Annotated in this window: 16 protein-coding genes and 1 rRNA gene; 13 read left to right on the forward strand and 4 right to left on the reverse strand. The window is 68.1% G+C overall.

Annotated features, from left to right (window positions below):
* Window positions 1-64: 64 nt before the first annotated feature.
* Together EV648_RS20685 and EV648_RS20690 are read left to right on the forward strand one after the other, a co-directional pair.
* Window positions 65-460 carry a RidA family protein gene (locus EV648_RS20685; RefSeq protein WP_132293981.1) on the forward strand — a complete coding sequence of 132 codons (396 nt, stop codon included), beginning with the start codon at window positions 65-67 and terminating at the stop codon, window positions 458-460.
* A 107-nt stretch (window positions 461-567) separates the two neighbouring features.
* A complete protein-coding gene (locus EV648_RS20690; protein WP_132293984.1) occupies window positions 568-1,386 on the forward strand; it encodes a PhzF family phenazine biosynthesis protein in 819 nt (272 codons plus the stop codon).
* Here EV648_RS20690 and EV648_RS20695 read toward each other — a convergent pair.
* Window positions 1,383-2,021, reverse strand: a complete 639-nt coding sequence (locus tag EV648_RS20695; protein ID WP_132293987.1) for a hypothetical protein — start codon at window positions 2,019-2,021, stop codon at window positions 1,383-1,385. The two genes, EV648_RS20690 and EV648_RS20695, sit on opposite strands and share 4 nt — an antisense overlap.
* 330 nt (window positions 2,022-2,351) lie before the next feature.
* On the opposite strand from EV648_RS20695, the gene kdpF reads away from it, so the two are divergent.
* From kdpF to EV648_RS20735, 8 genes are all read left to right on the forward strand, one after another.
* Window positions 2,352-2,441 carry a K(+)-transporting ATPase subunit F gene (kdpF, locus tag EV648_RS20700; protein WP_132197031.1) on the forward strand — a complete coding sequence of 30 codons (90 nt, stop codon included), beginning with the start codon at window positions 2,352-2,354 and terminating at the stop codon, window positions 2,439-2,441.
* Entirely contained in the window at window positions 2,441-4,102 is a 1,662-nt protein-coding gene (gene kdpA, locus EV648_RS20705; RefSeq protein WP_132293990.1) for a potassium-transporting ATPase subunit KdpA, read from the forward strand. The genes kdpF and kdpA overlap by 1 nt, the downstream gene beginning before the upstream one ends.
* 38 nt (window positions 4,103-4,140) lie before the next feature.
* A complete protein-coding gene (kdpB, locus tag EV648_RS20710) occupies window positions 4,141-6,183 on the forward strand; it encodes a potassium-transporting ATPase subunit KdpB (RefSeq protein WP_255512855.1) in 2,043 nt (680 codons plus the stop codon).
* 15 nt (window positions 6,184-6,198) lie between these two features.
* Window positions 6,199-6,846 carry a potassium-transporting ATPase subunit C gene (locus EV648_RS20715; RefSeq protein WP_132293996.1) on the forward strand — a complete coding sequence of 216 codons (648 nt, stop codon included), beginning with the start codon at window positions 6,199-6,201 and terminating at the stop codon, window positions 6,844-6,846.
* 23 nt (window positions 6,847-6,869) lie between these two features.
* Window positions 6,870-9,446, forward strand: coding sequence for a DUF4118 domain-containing protein (locus tag EV648_RS20720; RefSeq protein ID WP_132293999.1), 2,577 nt, complete (start codon window positions 6,870-6,872; stop codon window positions 9,444-9,446).
* The gene (locus EV648_RS20725; protein WP_132294002.1) at window positions 9,443-10,120 is read left to right on the forward strand and encodes a response regulator; all 678 of its coding nucleotides are present in this window, start codon (window positions 9,443-9,445) and stop codon (window positions 10,118-10,120) included. The genes EV648_RS20720 and EV648_RS20725 overlap by 4 nt, the downstream gene beginning before the upstream one ends.
* Window positions 10,121-10,141: 21 nt before the next feature.
* Window positions 10,142-11,158, forward strand: a complete 1,017-nt coding sequence (locus EV648_RS20730; RefSeq protein WP_132294005.1) for a magnesium and cobalt transport protein CorA — start codon at window positions 10,142-10,144, stop codon at window positions 11,156-11,158.
* Window positions 11,159-11,429: 271 nt separating this feature from the next.
* On the forward strand, window positions 11,430-12,275 hold the full coding sequence (locus EV648_RS20735) for a hypothetical protein (RefSeq protein ID WP_132294008.1): 846 nt from the start codon (window positions 11,430-11,432) through the stop codon (window positions 12,273-12,275).
* A 252-nt stretch (window positions 12,276-12,527) separates the two neighbouring features.
* On the opposite strand, the gene EV648_RS20745 is transcribed toward EV648_RS20735, so the two are convergent.
* The 3 genes from EV648_RS20745 to EV648_RS20755 all read right to left on the reverse strand — a co-directional run bounded on the left by EV648_RS20745 (window position 12,528) and on the right by EV648_RS20755 (window position 16,312).
* On the reverse strand, window positions 12,528-13,949 hold the full coding sequence (locus tag EV648_RS20745; RefSeq protein ID WP_241995413.1) for an aromatic amino acid lyase: 1,422 nt from the start codon (window positions 13,947-13,949) through the stop codon (window positions 12,528-12,530).
* 975 nt (window positions 13,950-14,924) lie between these two features.
* Entirely contained in the window at window positions 14,925-15,170 is a 246-nt protein-coding gene (locus EV648_RS20750) for a type B 50S ribosomal protein L31 (RefSeq protein ID WP_132294014.1), read from the reverse strand.
* The gene (locus EV648_RS20755) at window positions 15,167-16,312 is read right to left on the reverse strand and encodes a GTP-binding protein (RefSeq protein WP_132294017.1); all 1,146 of its coding nucleotides are present in this window, start codon (window positions 16,310-16,312) and stop codon (window positions 15,167-15,169) included. Before EV648_RS20755 ends, EV648_RS20750 begins: the two co-directional genes overlap by 4 nt.
* A gap of 156 nt (window positions 16,313-16,468) precedes the next feature.
* Here EV648_RS20755 and rpmG point away from each other — a divergent pair, with 156 nt between their 5' ends.
* From rpmG to EV648_RS20770, 3 genes are all read left to right on the forward strand, one after another.
* Window positions 16,469-16,636 carry a 50S ribosomal protein L33 gene (gene rpmG, locus EV648_RS20760; protein WP_132197053.1) on the forward strand — a complete coding sequence of 56 codons (168 nt, stop codon included), beginning with the start codon at window positions 16,469-16,471 and terminating at the stop codon, window positions 16,634-16,636.
* A 9-nt stretch (window positions 16,637-16,645) separates the two neighbouring features.
* Complete coding sequence (rpsN, locus tag EV648_RS20765; protein WP_132294020.1) at window positions 16,646-16,951, forward strand: 30S ribosomal protein S14; 306 nt, start codon at window positions 16,646-16,648, stop codon at window positions 16,949-16,951.
* Window positions 16,952-17,722: 771 nt separating this feature from the next.
* Window positions 17,723-17,815 (forward strand): 16S ribosomal RNA (locus EV648_RS20770); the annotation flags it as partial.

A 17,815-nucleotide genomic window follows, 5' to 3' on the forward strand; every position in this document is an offset into this window, starting at 1 on the left:
GCTGCCGGTTCAACCCTTCGCAAGGTATTCATGAGGACCGGACCACGACCCCGAGGGGAAACCGATGAACGCGCTCGCCATCCAGCCGCTCAACCCGCCGATGCTGCCGGCGGCGACGGGGAACTACACGCATGGTGTCCAGGTGAACGGGGCGGGGCGGCTGGTGTTCGTCAGCGGGCAGGTGCCGTGGGCTGACCAGCAGGGCAAGATCCCGGCCGCCTTCGAGGACCAGTGCCGGATGGTCTGGCGCAACGTGCTCGCCGTCCTCGCCGAGGCCGACCTGGGCGTCCGGAACCTGGTGAAGGTGACGACCTATCTGTCCGACCGCCGGTACCGCGCCGCGAACTCCAAGATCCGCGAGGAGATCCTCGGCGACCACGCCCCGGCGCTGACGATCATCATCTGCGACATCTACTCCGAGGAGTGGCTGCTCGAGATCGAAGCCGTCGCCGCCGGCTGAGCCTGTACTCCGCCCCGCGGGTCGCGCCCGGCGGGCAAGGCGGGTGTGGCCAGTGGTCGGGGAGTGGCTATGGATCGGTGGGGGCGTGGTCACCTAGCGTCGGACGTATGCGGATCAGGATCGTCGACGCGTTCACCGACCGGCCCTTCGCGGGCAACCCGGCGGCAGTCTGCCTGCTGGAAGCAGGTCCCTGGCCGGACGAAGCCTGGATGCAGCTGGTGGCAGCGGAGATGAACCTCTCCGAGACCGCCTTCGCGCGCCCGCTCCCGGCCGGGGAGGACGCCGACTGGGACCTGCGCTGGTTCACCCCCGCGGTCGAGGCCCAGATGTGCGGCCACGCGACCCTCGCCACCACCCACGCCATGGCCGCCGACGGCCTGCTCGGCGGCAAGGTCCGCTTCAACAGCCGCAGCGGCATCCTGGTCGCCGAGGTCGGCGCCGACCAGGCGATCACGCTCGACTTCCCCGTCTCGGTCCCGACGGCCATCGAACCGCCGGAAGGCCTGACCGCGGCGCTCGGAACCGAGCCGTCGGAGGTCCACCGCACCGATCCGCTCGGCGATCTGCTGGTGGTGGTCGAGGACGAGGCGACTGTCCGCTCCGCAAACCCGGACCTGGCCGCCCTGGCCGAGCTCACCCGAGCCAACGGCCTGCGCGGCACCATCCTGACCGCCCCGGCCACGGCCGCGGAGTACGACTTCGTCTCCCGGTTCTTCGCCCCGGCCCAGGGAATCCCCGAGGATCCGGTGACGGGCAGCGCCCACACCGGGCTGACGCCGTACTGGGCGAAGCGCCTCGGGCGGGATCGCCTGGTCGGCTTCCAGGCGTCCACCCGAGGCGGCGTCGTGCACGTGGTACTGGCAGGTGAGCGGGTCTACCTCACCGGCCGCGCGGTGACCGTGCTGGACGGTGACCTCACCATCTAGGCCCAGGTCTCCGCGTGGGTGATCGCGCCGTTCGGCGCGCTCAGCTCGGTCAGCACGTCCTCGGCATCCGCCTCGAGTGGCTCGAACGGGTACTCCGGTACGACGTACGCGCGGGCTCCGGCGACCAGGTCCACCCCGGGCAGCTCGAACCACGCCTCGCCGACCTCGCGGCTGATCTCGTAGATGGCCTGCTCGGCCGACTCCACCGGCTCCCGCTCGCCTGACTCGTCCAGCTCGGCGGGGTGCCGCTCCTGGGCGGTCCGGCCGGCCTCGAGCAGGGCGTCCAAGTCGACCACGCGCAGGTCGAACCGCGACACCACGCTGATCACCTGGTCCTGCTCCTCGGGCTCTTCCTCGTCCTCTTCGTCCTCGAGTTCGTCGTCGAGCAGCAGCGGCGCGGTCCCGGTGTGCTCGAAGACGGCGTCGTTCCAGCCCTCGACGAGCTCCTCCAGCGCGGCGTTCTGCTCATACAGGCCGGCCTGCTCCTCGTCGCCGGTCATCGCCAGCAGGGCCTCGGTGTGGGCCTGCAGGCGCTCCGCCAGCAGGCGGCTCGCCTCGGCCAGCGCCTTGCGCGACTCCTCGGAGAAGAACTGCTCCCCGGCGGTCGTGAGCTCCTGGTTGTCCACTTCAGTCACTGAGTTCGTCCCTAACTCTGGTGGGGGCCTCTGGTTGCCAGGCGTAAGTATGCGCACTCGGCTGCCGCAGACGAAGTCGTGTCCGGAAACAGGCGGGTTTATTCCCCGGCCGCCCGCTCGGGCCTCCCGTGTGAGAGAGCCGTGAGAGGTGTGTGAGTGGCTGTGAGAGGCCTGCGAGAAGGCTCCTGACCGGGCAGCCAGCGGTGTGCAGTGAATGCATGACCACTTTTGTCGAGGGGTGGGGCCGGCCATGAAAGACGTGCTGTTCCTCGCCGTGACCATTGCCACGTTCGCGACCGTCTGGTTCGCACTGCGAGGGGTGGAGAAGCTGTGAGCACCGAGAACATCGCCGGCCTCGTGGTCGCCGCGGCTCTGGTCCTCTACCTGATCGCCGCCCTGATCTTCCCCGAGAGGTTCTGATGTCCGACACCGCAGCCGGTCTACTCCAGATCGGCCTACTGGTCGCGCTGCTGGCGGCCGTCTACCGCCCGCTGGGCGGTTACATGGCCCGGGTCTACACGTCCGAGAAGGACACCCGGGTCGAACGAGGTACCTACAGACTGCTGGGGGTCGACTCCAAGGCAGACCAGACGTGGGCCGTCTACGCCCGCTCGATCATCGCCTTCTCGGCCGTCAGCATGATCCTGCTCTACCTCCTCCAGCGGCTCCAGTCACACCTGCCGCTGTCCCTCGGTCTGCCCAACGTCGAACAAGGGCTGGCCTTCAACACCGCCGCCTCCTTCGTCGCGAACACCAACTGGCAGTCGTACTCGCCCGAGCAGACGATGGGTCACCTGGTCCAGTTCGCCGGTCTGGCGGTGCAGAACTTCCTGTCCGCCGCCGTCGGCATCACCGTCGCGATCGCGCTCATCCGCGGCTTCTCCCGGTCCAAGACCGACCGGCTCGGCAACTTCTGGGTCGACCTGACCCGGTCGGTGGTCCGGATCCTGCTGCCGATCGCGGTGGTCGGCGGTCTGGTGCTGGTCGCGATGGGAGTGGTGCAGAACCTGTCCGGCGGTCACGAGGTGGCCACCGTGGTCGGCCAGAGCCAGACACTTCCCGGCGGTCCGGTGGCGAGCCAGGAAGTGATCAAGGAGCTGGGCACCAACGGTGGTGGCTTCTACAACGCCAACTCCGCGCACCCGTTCGAGAACCCGAACGGGCTGTCGAACCTGTTCGAGATCTTCTTGATGCTGGTGATCCCGGTCGCCTTGACCCGCACGTTCGGCCTGATGGTGAAGGACAAGCGGCAGGGCTACGCGATCCTCGGCGTGATGGCCACCCTGTGGACCGCGTTCACCTTCGCCGCGACGCTCTTCGAGGTCAACGGCGCCGGTACCGCGACCCGCGCGGCCGGGGCTGCGATGGAAGGCAAGGAGACCCGGTTCGGGGAGTGGGCGTCGGCCCTCTTCACCACGACCACGACAGGTACCTCCACCGGTGCCGTCAACGCCGCGCATGACTCGTACACCCCGCTGGGCGGCGGTACCGCGCTGTTCCACATGATGCTGGGAGAAGTCACACCAGGCGGTGTCGGTGCCGGTCTCTACGGCATGCTCGTGCTCGCCGTGCTGGCGGTCTTCGTGGCCGGCCTGATGGTCGGGCGGACCCCGGAGTATCTGAAGAAGAAGATCACCGCGCGGGAGATGAAGCTGGTCTCGCTCTACATCCTGACGACTCCCAGCTTGATCCTGATCGGCAGCGCGGTCGCCATGGGCCTGGAGACGGCCCGGGCATCGATCTTCAACACCGGCAGTCCGCACGGGTTCTCCGAGGTGCTGTACGCCTTCACCTCGGCCGGTAACAACAACGGCAGCGCGTTCGGCGGTCTCAGCGCGAATGTTCCGTTCTACAACACCGCGCTGGGCCTCGTGATGCTGCTCAGCCGGTTCCTCCCGATCGTCCTCGTGCTGGCCCTGGCCGGCTCGTTCGCCCGGCAGCAGCCGGTTCCGGTGAACGAGGGCACGCTGCCCACCCACAAGGCCCTGTTCGTCACGATGCTCGTCGGCGTCGTGGTGATCGTTACCGGCCTGACCTACTTCCCCGCACTCACTCTCGGACCCCTCGCGGAGGGACTGTGACCACGCTGTTGAAGACCCCTGCGCCGACCCCGGCGCAGGTGGCGAAAAAGGCACCGTCGGGTCTGTTCAACCCGAAGATGTTGCTGACCTCCCTGCCGGACGCGCTGCGCAAGCTCGACCCGCGGGTGATGGTGAAGAACCCGGTGATGTTCGTGGTCGAGGTGGGAGCCGTCGCCTCGACGATCCTCGCCTTCACCGACTCCAGCGTGTTCGTCTGGTGGATCGTCGTCTGGCTCTGGCTGACAGTGCTGTTCGCCAACCTGGCCGAGGCAGTCGCCGAAGGGCGCGGCAAGGCCCAGGCCGACACGCTGCGCCGGGCAAAGACCGAGACGAGCGCCCGCAAGCTGTCCGTGGACCGCACCACCGAGCAGGAGGTGCCGGCCGCGTCGCTGCAGCTCGGCGACCTCGTGGTGGTGGAGGCCGGTCAGGTCATCCCCGGCGACGGTGACGTCGTCGAGGGTGTCGCCAGCGTTGACGAGTCGGCCATCACGGGCGAGTCGGCGCCGGTGATCCGGGAGTCTGGTGGTGACCGGAGCGCGGTGACCGGCGGGACGAAGGTGTTGTCGGATCGGATCGTCGTGAAGATCACCACCCGGCCGGGTGAGAGTTTCATCGACCGGATGATCGCCCTGGTCGAGGGTGCGTCGCGGCAGAAGACGCCGAACGAGATCGCGCTGAACATCCTGCTCGCGAGCCTGACGATCGTGTTCTTGATGGCGACGGTGACGTTGCCGCCGTTCGCGGCCTATGCGGGTGTCAACCTGAGCATCGTCGTCCTGGTCGCACTGCTGGTGTGTCTGATCCCGACCACGATCGGTGCGTTGTTGTCGGCGATCGGTATCGCGGGTATGGACCGGTTGGTGCAGCGCAATGTGCTGGCGATGTCGGGCCGTGCGGTCGAGGCCGCCGGCGACGTGAACACCCTGCTGCTCGACAAGACCGGCACGATCACGCTGGGCAACCGGCAGGCGTCGGAGTTCATCCCGCTGGCCGGGGTCACCGAGACCGAGCTGGCCGACGCGGCGCAGCTGTCGAGCCTGGCCGACGAGACCCCCGAAGGACGCTCGATCGTCGTCCTGGCGAAGACGCAGTACGGGCTCAGGGAGCGCACCACGGGAGAGTTGCCGCATGCAACGTTCGTGCAGTTCACCGCACAGACCCGGATGAGTGGCGTCGACGTCGACGACCGGCAGGTCCGCAAGGGTGCGGCCGGCGCCGTGAACGCCTGGATCCACAGTCAGGGCGGCAAGATCGACAACGCGCTCGGCGAGGTCGTCGACGGCATCTCCGCCTCCGGCGGCACGCCCCTGGTCGTTGCCGACAGCAAGGGCGGGGTGGCCCGGGCGCTCGGCGTGATCCACCTCAAGGACGTGGTGAAGGAAGGGATGCGGGAGCGGTTCGACCAGATGCGGGCGATGGGCATCCGGACGGTGATGATCACCGGTGACAACCAGTTGACCGCGAAGGCGATCGCCGAGGAGGCCGGGGTCGACGACTTCCTGGCCGAGGCGACGCCCGAGGACAAGATGGCGTTGATCAAGAAGGAGCAAGAAGGTGGCCGGCTGGTCGCGATGACCGGTGACGGCACCAACGACGCTCCGGCGCTGGCCCAGGCCGATGTCGGGGTGGCGATGAACAGCGGGACGTCGGCGGCGAAGGAGGCCGGCAACATGGTCGACCTCGATTCGAACCCGACCAAGCTGATCGAGATCGTCGAGATCGGCAAGCAGTTGCTGATCACCCGCGGTTCGCTGACCACGTTCTCGATCGCGAACGACGTGGCGAAGTACTTCGCGATCCTGCCGGCGCTGTTCGCGGCGGCCTACCCGGGCCTGGACAAGCTGAACATCATGCGGCTGGACTCGGCCGAGTCCGCGATCCTGTCCGCGGTCATCTTCAACGCGCTGGTGATCGTCGCCCTGGTCCCGCTGGCGCTACGAGGAGTCCAGTACAAGCCGTCGTCGGCGTCGGCGATGTTGCGGCGCAACCTGCTGATCTACGGCGTCGGCGGGCTGATCAGCCCGTTCATCGGCATCAAACTCATCGATCTGCTGATCTCGCTCATCCCGGGCATCGGCTGAGAGGCATAGAAAGAAATGGCTAGCAGATTCCCCGCGACCTTCCGTCAGCTCGGGGTGGCGACGCGGGCGCTCGCAGTGTTCACGATCGGGCTCGGTGTGATCTACCCGCTGGCGATGACCGGCGCCGCACAGGCCCTGTTCAACGACAACGCCAACGGCTCGATCGTCCAGGTCCACGGCAAGGACGTGGCGTCCGACCTGATCGGTCAGGCGTACACCAAGCAGGCGGTCAAGGACGGCAAGCCGGAGGTGGACGCCGATGGTGCGCCGGTGATGGTCGCCGACCCGCTGTGGTTCCAGACCCGGCCTTCAGCGGTCGACTACGACGCCATGGGCAGCGCGGCGTCGCAGTACGGCCCGAACAACGCCGACCTGCTGGCGGCGGTCCAGGAGCGCCGCAAGGCCGTCGCCGACCTGGAAGGTGTGGACCCCTCGCAGGTGCCGCCGGACGCCGTCACAGCCAGTGGCAGCGGTCTTGACCCGCAGATCAGCCCGGCGTACGCCGCGCTGCAGGTCAGCCGGGTCGCGCGTGAGCGTGGCCTGGAGGTCACCATGGTCAAGCAGTTGGTCAAGGACAACACCCAGGGGCGCACCTTCGGCTTCCTCGGGGAGCCGCGGGTGAACGTGGTCACCTTGAACGACGATCTTGCCGCCCTGAAGTAGGCCTCGGCTGAGACGATGGATGTATGAGTAGCAGTGGTCGCGGGCACCTGAGGGTCTACTTGGGTGCCGCGCCCGGCGTCGGCAAGACCTACAAGATGCTGGGCGAGGGGCAGCGGCGGCGGGATCGCGGTACGGACGTGGTGGTCGGCTTCGTAGAGACCCACGGCCGGGAACACACCGCCGCCATGCTCGACGGCCTCGAGGTGATTCCCCGGCGCATCCTGGACTACCGCGGGGCCAGCTTCACCGAGATGGACCTGGACGCGGTACTGGCCCGGCGGCCCGAGGTCGCGCTGGTCGACGAGCTCGCGCACACCAATGTGCCGGGCAGTCGGCACGCCAAGCGCTGGGAGGACATCGACGCACTGTTGACCGCCGGGATCGACGTGATCTCGGCGGTCAACATCCAGCACCTCGAGTCGATCAACGACGTGGTCGAGAAGATCACCGGCGTGCCGCAGCAGGAGACCGTGCCGGATCGGGTGGTCCGGGCGGCGGACCAGATCGAGCTGGTCGACATGACCCCGGAGGCGCTACGCCGCCGAATGGCGCACGGCAACGTCTATGCGGCGGACAAGATCGATGCTGCCCTGGGCAACTACTTCCGGGTCGGCAACCTTTCCGCTCTGCGGGAACTCGCGCTGTTGTGGCTGGCGGACCGCGTCGACGCCGGATTGCAGCAGTACCGTTCTCAACATGACATCGACTCCACCTGGGAGGCGCGCGAGCGGGTCGTCGTGGCGCTCACCGGCGGACCCGAAGGCGAGACCCTGATCCGGCGTGCCGCCCGCATCGCCGCCCGCTCCTCCGGCGGGGACCTTCTCGCAGTCCACATCACCCGGTCCGACGGACTGACCGGGGCCAATCCCACCACGCTGGAACAGCAGCGCGACCTGGTCGAGAGTCTCGGTGGCACCTATCACCAGATCGTCGGCGACGACATCCCGGACGCCCTGCTGTCCTTCGCCCGTGCCGAGAACGCCACCCAGTTGGTGCTCGGCGGCAGCCGCCGGTCCTGGTTCTCCTCGCTGCTCGGCCCGGGGATCGGCGCCGGCACCATCCGCGAGTCCGGGGACATCGACGTCCACATCGTCACCCACTCCGAGATGGGGCGTGGCCGGCTGCCACGCCTGCACGGCAGCCTGTCCCGCCGGCGGCAGGTGCTGGGCTTCGTGCTCGCGGTCGCGCTGCCGCCGCTGCTGGCGCTGCTGCTGGGACTCGGCGGGGACACCCTGAACCTGACCAGCAACGTGCTGGCGTTCCTGCTCGCGGTGGTGGTGGTCGCCCTGGTCGGCGGCCTCTGGCCCGCGATCCTGACCGCGGTCGCCGGCAGCCTGGTACTGAACTACTTCTTCACCCCGCCCACACGTGCCTTCACGATTGCCGAGGTCAACAATGCCCTCGCGCTGGGCATCTTCGTGCTCGTCGCGGGGCTGGTGAGCTCGGTCGTGGACCGGGCCGCCCGCAGGACCCGGCAGGCGGCCCGCTCAGCGGCCGAGTCGGAGACACTCGCGACCCTGGCAGGCACCGTGCTTCGAGGTGAGACTGGTTTGCCGGCACTGCTCGAGCGGGTCCGGGAGGCGTTCGGGATGACCAGCGCCTGTCTGATGGAACGAATCGACACCGACGAGCTGGTGGAGACCTGGCGCCCGCTCGCCTCGGCCGGTACTCCGACCTGCCGCCGCCCGGAGGACGGAGACGCCGAGATCCCGGGCCGGGAAAACCTGGTCCTGGTCCTGCAAGGGCGAACGCTGGCAGCCGACGAGCGCCGGCTGGTCGGCGCCTTCGCGGCGCACGCGGCCGCCCTGGTGGATCGGACGCGGCTGAGTGAGGCAGCGGCGGAGGCCAAGCCGCTGGCTGAGGCCGACAAGCTCCGTACGGCGCTGCTGCGTGCCGTCGGCCACGACCTACGGTCGCCACTGGCCTCGGCGAAGGCGTCCGTGACCAGCCTCCGCAGCGACGATGTGGAGTGGACCGAGGACGAGCGGGACGAACTGCTCGCGACGGCCGACGAGTCCCTCGATCGGCTGGCGCGCCTCGTCGACAACCTGCTCGACCTCAGCCGCCTGCAGGCCGGCGTCCTCCCGGTCTTCAACCGGCCGATGGCGCTCGACGAGATCCTGCCCGGGGTGCTGGCCGAGCTGGGTGACGACGCTGACCGGGTCAGGGTCGACATCCCGCACACCCTCCCCCTGGTCGACGCCGATCCGGCGCTGCTCGAACGCGTGATCGCGAACCTGCTGGCCAACGCGATCCGCTACTCGCCCCTGGGCCGTCCGCCGGTGGTCACGAGCAGTGCGCTCGGGGACGTGGTCGAGATCCGCGTCATCGATCGCGGTCCGGGCATCCCGCCCGCCGAACGCGGCCGGGTCTTCGCGCCCTTCCAGCGGCTCGGGGACACCGACAACACGGTCGGCGTCGGCCTCGGCCTGGCGCTGGCCCGCGGTCTGGCCGAAGCGATGCACGGCACCGTGCAGCCGGAGGACACACCCGGCGGCGGGCTGACCATGGTCGTCTCGATGCCGTCGGCAACCTTGCGGCCGGGGGACACCCCGGTGCCCGGCAGCCGGGAACGCTCCGAACCGGAGGTCAAGGGATGACCCGGATCCTGGTGGTCGACGACGAACCACAGATCGTGCGGGCCCTGCAGATCAACCTGAAGGCCCGGCGGTACGAAGTACACGTGGCCGGCAGCGGTACGGCGGCGCTCAAGGTGGCGGCGCAGTACCCGCCGGATCTGGTCATCCTCGACCTCGGGCTGCCGGACTTCGACGGCGTCGACGTGATCCGCGGGCTGCGCGGCTGGACCGAGGCGCCGATCCTGGTGCTGTCCGGGCGGACCGACAGCACGGACAAGGTGGAGGCGCTGGACGCCGGCGCGGACGACTACGTCACCAAGCCCTTCGGCATCGACGAGTTGCTGGCCCGGATGCGCGCCGTACTGCGCCGCAGCAACCTGGCCCAGGACCAGCCGGTGGTCACCGTCGGCGCCGCCCACGTGGACCTGTCGGCGAAACGGGTGACACTGGACAGCGGGGAGGACGTTCGCCTGACGCCGACCGAATGGCACCTGCTGGAGGTGCTGATCCGGCACCCGGGCAAGCTGATGTCCCAGCGACAGCTGCTGACCGAGGTGTGGGGGCCGGGGTACGAGACGGCGAGCGGCAACCTGCGCTTCTACATGGGGCAGTTGCGGCGCAAGCTCGAGGCCGACCCGGCGCGACCCGTGCACCTGCTCACCGAGCCGGGCATGGGCTACCGCTTCGAGCCCTGACCACAGGAAGGGAGGCCGGCGTTGGCGATCATCGACAATGCCGTCTACGTCGACGGGCACCGGGCTTGTGAGCCCGCCACCCTGGACGAGACCTACGAACTGCTGCGGGACCGGCACGGGATGGGGTGGATCGGCCTCTACCGGCCGGACCCGGTCGAGATGGAGTCGGTCGCCGACGAGTTCGGCTTCCACCGGCTGGCGGTCGACGACACCATCTCCGCGCACCAACGCCCCAAGCTCGAACGCTACGGCGACGTGCTGTTCACCGTACTGCGGTCCGCCCGGTACCTGGACGACGTCGAGCGGGTCGAGTTCGGCGAGCTGCATGTCTTCACCGGCAAGGACTTCGTCGTCACCGTCCGGCACGCGGAGTCGCCCGATCTCGGGCTGGTCCGCAAACGCCTGGAGGAATCTCCCGAGCTGCTGAGGCTGGGACCCGAGGCGGTGCTCTACGCGATCTTCGACCAGGTGGTGGACGAGTTCCGGCCGGTGATCGAGGGTCTGCAGAAGGACATCGACGAGATCGAGGACCAGGTCTTCGGCGCCGATCCCGAGGTGTCCCGGCGGATCTACGAACTGCTCCGCGAGGTGGTCAAGTTCATCCGCGCGACCCAGCCGCTGCCCGGCCTGATCGCCGATCTGCGATCCGGCTTCGAGAAGTACGGGGTCGAGGAGGAACTGCAGCGGTACCTGCGCGACGTGGCCGATCACGTCGAGCACGTCGTCGATCAGGCCGCCGGCTTCAAGGTGCTGCTGATCAACCTGATCGGCGTGAACGCCACCCTGGTCGGACAGCGCCAGAACGAGGAGACGCGACGGCTGTCCGAGCTCAGCCTGCGGCAGAACGAGGAGGTCAAGCGGATCTCCTCCTGGGCGGCCATCCTGTTCGCCCCGACGCTGGTCGGCACCATCTACGGGATGAACTTCAGGCATATGCCCGAGCTGAAGTGGCAGCTCGGCTATCCGTTCGCGGTGCTGCTGATGTTCCTGGTCAGCGTCGGCCTCTACATCATCTTCAAGAAGAAGGGCTGGCTCTAGTGCCCTGCGTTGCGGTTGTTCTGCAGGATCCGTTGCCAGAGGTGCTCCGGCTCGACCCCGGGATCAGCACGAACACCGTGGTGATCTCCAGGTGGCGGATGTAGCTGACGATCGGAGCGGTGATCCGCCGGTGCTCGTCGTACAGGGCATGGCCGCGACGGCAATGCCAACACGGTCCTCACGGTCGCGGGGGCTGCCGCGGTTCAGGAGTTCGCCCCGGATGTCTGATTCCTTCAAGACGAGCGGGGTGCGGAGACGGCAAGCTGAGGTCATGGACATCTTCAACGCTGGTCGTGACTTCGTACGCCAGGAGGGCCGGCTGGTCGAGCGCCGGCTGTTCGCCACGCTCTTCGAGGACGCCGATCCCGTCGGCGTGGTCGATGCGCTGCGCGGTTACCAGAACGCCGACGGCGGCTTCGGTCATGGGCTGGAGCCGGACAAGCGCTGCCCGGACAGCCTCCCCCTCGACGTCGAGGCCGCCTTCGACAACCTCCTCGCCGCCGGCGCCAGGGACGAGGACATGGTCCGCCGGGCGTGTGACTGGCTGCAGACCGTCGCCACTTCGGAAGGCGCGGTCTCGCTCGCGTCCCCGGCGATCGAGGGGTATCCGCGGGCCGAGCACATGAGCGAGTGGACCTACGTGCCGGGGCTCAACCCGACCGCGGGACTGGTCGGCCGGCTCTACCGGCTCGGCTTCGAGCACCCATGGCGCGACGCTGCCGCCGCCTGGTGCACGAAGGCTCTGGCCGACGACGGATTCCCTGAGGACGCGCACGGGATGCACGAGGTGATGGAGTTCCTCGAGCACACCGAGGTCGACGTCGCCAAGGTGAAGGAGTGGTTGCCGAAGCTGTCGTGGTACCGCGCCGACGCGGCCGACCCGTCGTACGGGGTGACGCCGTTGCACTTCGCGCCGACCCCGGACAGCGTCTGGCGGCAACTGTTCACCGACGCCCAGATCGAGGGCCACCTGGACCGGCTGGTCCAGGACCAGCAGGCCGACGGCGGCTGGGTGCTCACGTGGGAGCCGCCGGGTGCCGCGGCGACCCTCGAGTACCGCGGTGTCGTCACGGTCAGAGCCCTGCGGACTCTGCAGGCCTACGGCCGCCTGGGCTGACAGCCGGGTTGCTCGCATCCGCCTGAGCAGCTTGGCCGATGCCGATCAGACCTGACCGGCTGTCGCAGGGTTCGGACCGTTCGCCGATGATGGGGTTGCCTGGGTCGGCGACGCTGGGTGGGATCGTGGTGACACTCCGTATCCGCCCGATCGGCGCGTCGCTGACTCCGTACGAGGGCGCCGGGTACAACAGCGCCGAGGGTGAGGCGGACCGGCAGGCTGAAGGCGTTGAGCCGCTGATCTCCTGTGGTTCTAGCCCGCTTCGGCGGGGTGCTCGACCTGGCGGTCGCCCCACTGCGTGAGCAGTCCGCGGGCGATCTCCAGGTCGTCCCGCAGCGATCGGTCCTTCAGGTCACTGGGCAGCGCGGCCAGCGCATCGGCCAGCCAGGGCCCGATCGCGGCCGGCGCGAGCTGCTCCGGCTCCAGATCCGCCAGCCGGACCGCACGAACCGCCGTCACCAGTTCACACGCCAGCACGTCCCGCAATGCATCCAGCAACTGCGCAGTCAGTACTGCGGCCTGCGGCGCGAAGCTCGCGTGGTGCTCGGCTCCACGGGACAGGGTCGCCGTTCCGAGGGTGGCGGGTTGTGCCGTCGAACGGACCGAGGCGAGCGCGTCGTGCGCGACGTACTCGATCATCATCACGCCTGAGCTGGCCTCCGCCCCGCTGGCCAGGAATCGGCTCAGGTGGGTGAAGTCCGGATCGACCAGGTTCGCGACGCGCGAGGTGGAGAGCGTGGCCACACTGTGCAGGCTGAGTCGCAACGAGTCCAGCGCCAGTGCGATCGGCATCGCGTGCCAGTTGCCGTTGTGCAGCACGGTGTCCCCGGCGACCAGCGGGTTCTCCGCGGACGCGTTGATGTCGATCTTCAGAGCGTTGCCCAGGGCATCGACATGATCGACCGCCGGGCCGAGCACCTGGGCGAAAGCGCGCAGGCCGAACGGGTCCTGTATCCGGGCCGGCGGGATCGGCAGCCCGTCGAGCAACCCGCGCATCCGCCGTGCCACCCGGACCTGGCCCGGCTGCGGACGAGCCTCGTGCACGCGGACGTCGTACACCTCGGCATTGCCGCGGAGCGCGACGTGGGAGAGCCCACCAACCAGCGGTACGACGTTGATGAGGGTGGCCGCTTCGACGTACGCGAGGCAGCACTCGGCCAGGGTGATCGCGTTGCTGGACAACAGCGGGAGGGCGCTGGTGCCGTCGATGACGTCGCCCAGTGCGAGCCCGAGCTCGGCGAGCGCGCCGAGGTCGCCGGTCCCGATCGCGCCACCGCGATGCAGGTCGGGCAGGTCGTCATCGTTGAGCAGGGCAACGATCGCGTCGGCGACCTCCGGGGCGAGCCCGGACCCGCCGGAGGCGAGCTGATTCACCCGGATCAGCAGCCCGAGCCGGACGACGTCTCGCGGGTACGACGAGGTCCCGGTGGTCGAGTGGGACGCCAGCAGCCGGGCCCCATGCTCCGGGTCGGACGTGAGCACATCCCGGTTGGCCCCGACCCCGGTGGTTCGCCCGTACACCGGCCGGTGCAACGCGATCTCGGCCACCGCGGCCGCCGAGTCAGCCATCCGTTTCCGCGCGTCCTCGGCCAGCTGCACCGACGTCCGCCGCTGCTCGAGCGACACCGCGTCCAACGGCGTCAGCCCCACCCCGCAAATCTCGACCGGCTCCACCCGCCCAGTGTGAGCCCCGGCCCACCCGGCCGCCATGTACCTCCACCCGCCCGCCGTCTGAAATCCGAGACGTTCCCACCCCGACAATCCCTAGCCGTCGAGCAGCCGAGCAGTCGAGCCGACGAGCAGTCGAGCCGACGAACCGACGAGCGGCCCACGGCGCCCCGGCGTCTCGCCGCGTCCACAAAGCGCGGCCTAGGACACCAAGTGGAGACCTCGACCACCATGTCGGGCCTCGAACACGAAACAACCTGTCCCCACCACCGACAACCTGTCCGAGGTCCCCAAACCCGCACCGCCAGCAGCTCCAGATCGAGTCATCCAGGTCCCGATAGCGGGTTGCTCGGCCACTAGCGTCTTCCAAGCCGCCAGCCGGCGAACAACCCGCCAGCCGGCCAACAACCTGCCAGTGGTCGAACAACCCGCCAGCACCAACGCCCGCATCGCCGCAACCACCTACCAGGGCGAAACCCACCCCGCGGCAGCCGCCGGCGTACCGAAGGGCAGGAAGTAGTCACCGCACGGGTCACCCCGGCCTGCCTTCCACGCCTGGGACGTCAGCGACCACCCCGGTACTACCGGTCGCTCGGTACACCCCCCCCGAAAACCACCCCGCCTATGCGGGGCGAACCACCCCGCTCGCGCCAGGGCAACCTCGCTACCCATCTACCGACGTACCCCGGAAAGCCCGACGTACCCCGGAAAGCCCGGCGTGCCCCGCGGGCCGGCGTACCCAGCGCGCTGCGTGCCTCGCGAGCCGACGTTCCCCGCGAGCCGACGTGCCCACGCGCGACGTACCCCGCGAGCCGACGTGCCCACGCGCGACGTACCCCGCGAGCCGGCGTACCGCGCGAACAGCCCCGCGGCCGGTGATGTCTCGTGCCGATGGTGCAGAGGTGTGATGGGGACAAAGCAAACGGCCCGCCGATCCCGTGAAGGGGGGATCGGCGGGCCGTTCTGAGTTCTATCGGGGCGTCAGCTCTTGCCGTAGCGCTTCTTGAACTTCTCGACGCGGCCCTGGGTGTCCATCACACGCTGCTGGCCCGTGTAGAACGGGTGGCTGGCAGACGAGATCTCGACGTCGACGACCGGGTAGGTGTTCCCGTCGTGCCACTCGGTGGTCTCGTTGGCTTCGCGCGTGGAGCCGGTCAGGAAGCTGAAGTTGCCGGACTTGTCCCTGAAGACGACCCGGCGGTAGTCGGGGTGAATGTCCTTCTTCATGCAGCGGTACTTCCTTCCAGGTAAGGGGCGAACGGGTCGGTCATCGTGCTGTCCCACTCATCCGCACGAATGACACAACCATCGAGCAGCCGCGCTAATTCCCGGACGTCCAGATCGATCCCGGTGATGGACAGGTACGACGCCCGGTCGCCATGTTCGGGGTGCCACTCCAGCGCCGAACGGGCCTGGTGCGTCTGCCCGACCTCAGACCAGCGCTCCGCCGGCAGGTCCGCGAGCCACGGACCCAGGACGCCGAGCGCGATGTTCGTGCCGAAGCTGTCCCAGCCGAGTCGCACGTGCGGCTGCGAGGCGAGCCAGACAGTGCCCTTGCCCCGGGCGGTCCCGGCGACCAGGTCCTCGAGCGCGTCGTACAGGCGCTCAGGGTGGAACGGCCTCGTGGACTGCCACACCAACGTCTCCACCCGGCCCTCCGACTGGAGAGGAGCACTGATCGACCCAGGCTCGACCCACGTCTCAGCCGCATCCGGATCATGAAGCCGTACTCCGGACAGCTCGGCGGCCGTCTCGGTGGTCCGGACCAGAGCCTGCGGGTTCATCGCTTCCGCAAGGGCCCTCGCCACCTGCGCCTTCGACCCTTCAGGCACGTCGGCGTGGAGGATCACGGCGTTGGCGTACTCGACCTGTCGGACCAGGACCTCGGCGATCGCCCGGCCATCCTCGGTTGCGGTCGGAATACCCCGATCGTGGATCAGGTCCTCACTGGTGACGTCCTCGGTGAAGGTGGCCGTGTCAAGCACGGTGAGTACCGAGATCACCCACAGATCGTCACCGGCATCGCGGGCGATCTCCTCGGCCAGTGCCTGGGTGTCACCCGCGCCGGGAACCGACACGATCACCGACGCGTACTTCCCGGTCGCGGCGATGCTGACCAGGAGGGGGACCAGGGAGCTCCGCATCGCGCAGGACACGCACGGGTGACCCATCCGGATCACCTCGCGGTCGATCACGCCGGACGTGGTGCGCGCGATCCGCAGTACGGACCCGCCGGCCAGGCCGGTCACGTCGTACTCGACAAGCACTGCTGAGGCCGGCTCGGCGACCTCGAGCAGGGTGCTCGCGACGGCGCCACGGGACGGCTCGTCGACGCCTGTCAGCAGGGTGACCGGCAGGTGGCTCGGCATGACACCTCTTCGTCTTATTGAAAACGATAACCAGTACAACCTATACTGCTGTCGAGCGGTTCCGGAAGGACGGCGGTCCGGAATACCCGACCGGGCGACTGGCGTTCACCGTACAGAGGTTCAACGGCACCACTGGGTGCCTGGAGGGAAGGTCTGATGGCCAAGCACAACGACGTCCGCCCGATCGTCAAGCTGCGGAGCACCGCGGGGACCGGTTTCACCTACGTGACCCGGAAGAACCGCAGGAACGACCCCGACCGGCTGACTATGCGCAAGTACGACCCGAAGGTCCGCCAGCACGTCGACTTCCGCGAAGAGCGGTAAAGCCGGCACGTGGCGAAGACCAGCAAGATCGCCAAGAACGACCAGCGCAAGCAGACAGTCGCCCTGTACGCCGAGCGCCGGGCGGAGCTGAAGCGGATCATCGCCGATCCGGCCACTCCCTTCGACGACCGTGGCGAGGCGCAGCTGAAACTGCAGAAGCTGCCGCGAGACGCCAGCCCGATCAGGGTGCGCAACCGCGACGTGGCGGATGGCAGGCCGCGCGGGTACCTCCGCAAGGCCGGCATCTCCCGCGTCCGCTTCCGCACCATGGCCCACCGTGGGGAGCTCCCGGGGATCACCAAGTCTTCTTGGTGACGCGGGAATAGCTCTACGGCGGAGCTGGTTACAGCTGATGTCGTCCAGTGCATGACCCCCGGGCCTCACACTTCGCCGCTACGAGCGGCCACTCGCCGAGAGGCGTCTGCTGGACGATGCGGTACTCGGATGGGTGGGAGCGGAACCTTCGCTCCCACCCATCTACCGTCTCTCCGTCACCGGGCTTGAGTCGTGGTGCATGATGGGGAGACGAGCTCGCGGAGACGTGAGTGACTGGTGTGGCGAGAGGGACTCCTGGGCCCCGATTTGTATCTTGGGCCCGAATGTCAGTAATGTTCTTCTTGTTGGAGCGAGTGCGGGACGCGAGAGCGGCCCGGTTGCTCCAAACTCCCTGAAGGTCCAAGGAGCTGAGACACGCCTCGAGCGGGTTTCAGTTACACAGACATGCAGGGGGACTGGGACAAAAGAAGCCGATTTGACCGGCTTCGGACAGAACAGTAAAGTTACGCAGGTTGCCCCGGAGTCCAGGCCGAAAGGCTGGGGATGCGGTGTGCGTCCGATTCTTGAGAACTCAACAGCGTGCCGAAAGTCAATGCCGAAATACAGCATTAACCCCGTTCACGGCATTGGATGATCTTGTCCACCCTGGTCCTTCCGGATTTTGGGTGTTGGGTTGTCTTTTGTTTGTGGCGGATTCCTTTGAATAACTATGATTCAAGTCAGTTTGATTGTTTCTGAGATATCCAGAGGATCTACTCGATGTGTTGACTCTCCACACTCTCTTTTGGGGGTGTGGTTTGTTATATATTTTCAACGGAGAGTTTGATCCTGGCTCAGGACGAACGCTGGCGGCGTGCTTAACACATGCAAGTCGAGCGGTAAGGCCCTTCGGGGTACACGAGC

Source organism: Kribbella sp. VKM Ac-2568 (assembly GCF_004345365.1).
In the GTDB taxonomy this organism is placed as follows: domain Bacteria; phylum Actinomycetota; class Actinomycetes; order Propionibacteriales; family Kribbellaceae; genus Kribbella; species Kribbella orskensis.

Bases quoted from the DNA above. Each gene is read 5' to 3' on its own strand.
- EV648_RS20685 (WP_132293981.1), top strand. From the start codon at position 65: ATGAACGCGCTCGCCATCCAGCCGCTCAACCCGCCGATGCTGCCGGCG.
- EV648_RS20690 (WP_132293984.1), top strand. From the start codon at position 568: ATGCGGATCAGGATCGTCGACGCGTTCACCGACCGGCCCTTCGCGGGC.
- kdpA (WP_132293990.1), top strand. From the start codon at position 2,441: ATGTCCGACACCGCAGCCGGTCTACTCCAGATCGGCCTACTGGTCGCG.
- EV648_RS20715 (WP_132293996.1), top strand. From the start codon at position 6,199: ATGGCTAGCAGATTCCCCGCGACCTTCCGTCAGCTCGGGGTGGCGACG.
- EV648_RS20720 (WP_132293999.1), top strand. From the start codon at position 6,870: ATGAGTAGCAGTGGTCGCGGGCACCTGAGGGTCTACTTGGGTGCCGCG.
- EV648_RS20725 (WP_132294002.1), top strand. From the start codon at position 9,443: ATGACCCGGATCCTGGTGGTCGACGACGAACCACAGATCGTGCGGGCC.
- EV648_RS20735 (WP_132294008.1), top strand. From the start codon at position 11,430: ATGGACATCTTCAACGCTGGTCGTGACTTCGTACGCCAGGAGGGCCGG.
- EV648_RS20750 (WP_132294014.1), bottom strand. From the start codon at position 15,170: ATGAAGAAGGACATTCACCCCGACTACCGCCGGGTCGTCTTCAGGGAC.
- EV648_RS20755 (WP_132294017.1), bottom strand. From the start codon at position 16,312: ATGCCGAGCCACCTGCCGGTCACCCTGCTGACAGGCGTCGACGAGCCG.
- rpmG (WP_132197053.1), top strand. From the start codon at position 16,469: ATGGCCAAGCACAACGACGTCCGCCCGATCGTCAAGCTGCGGAGCACC.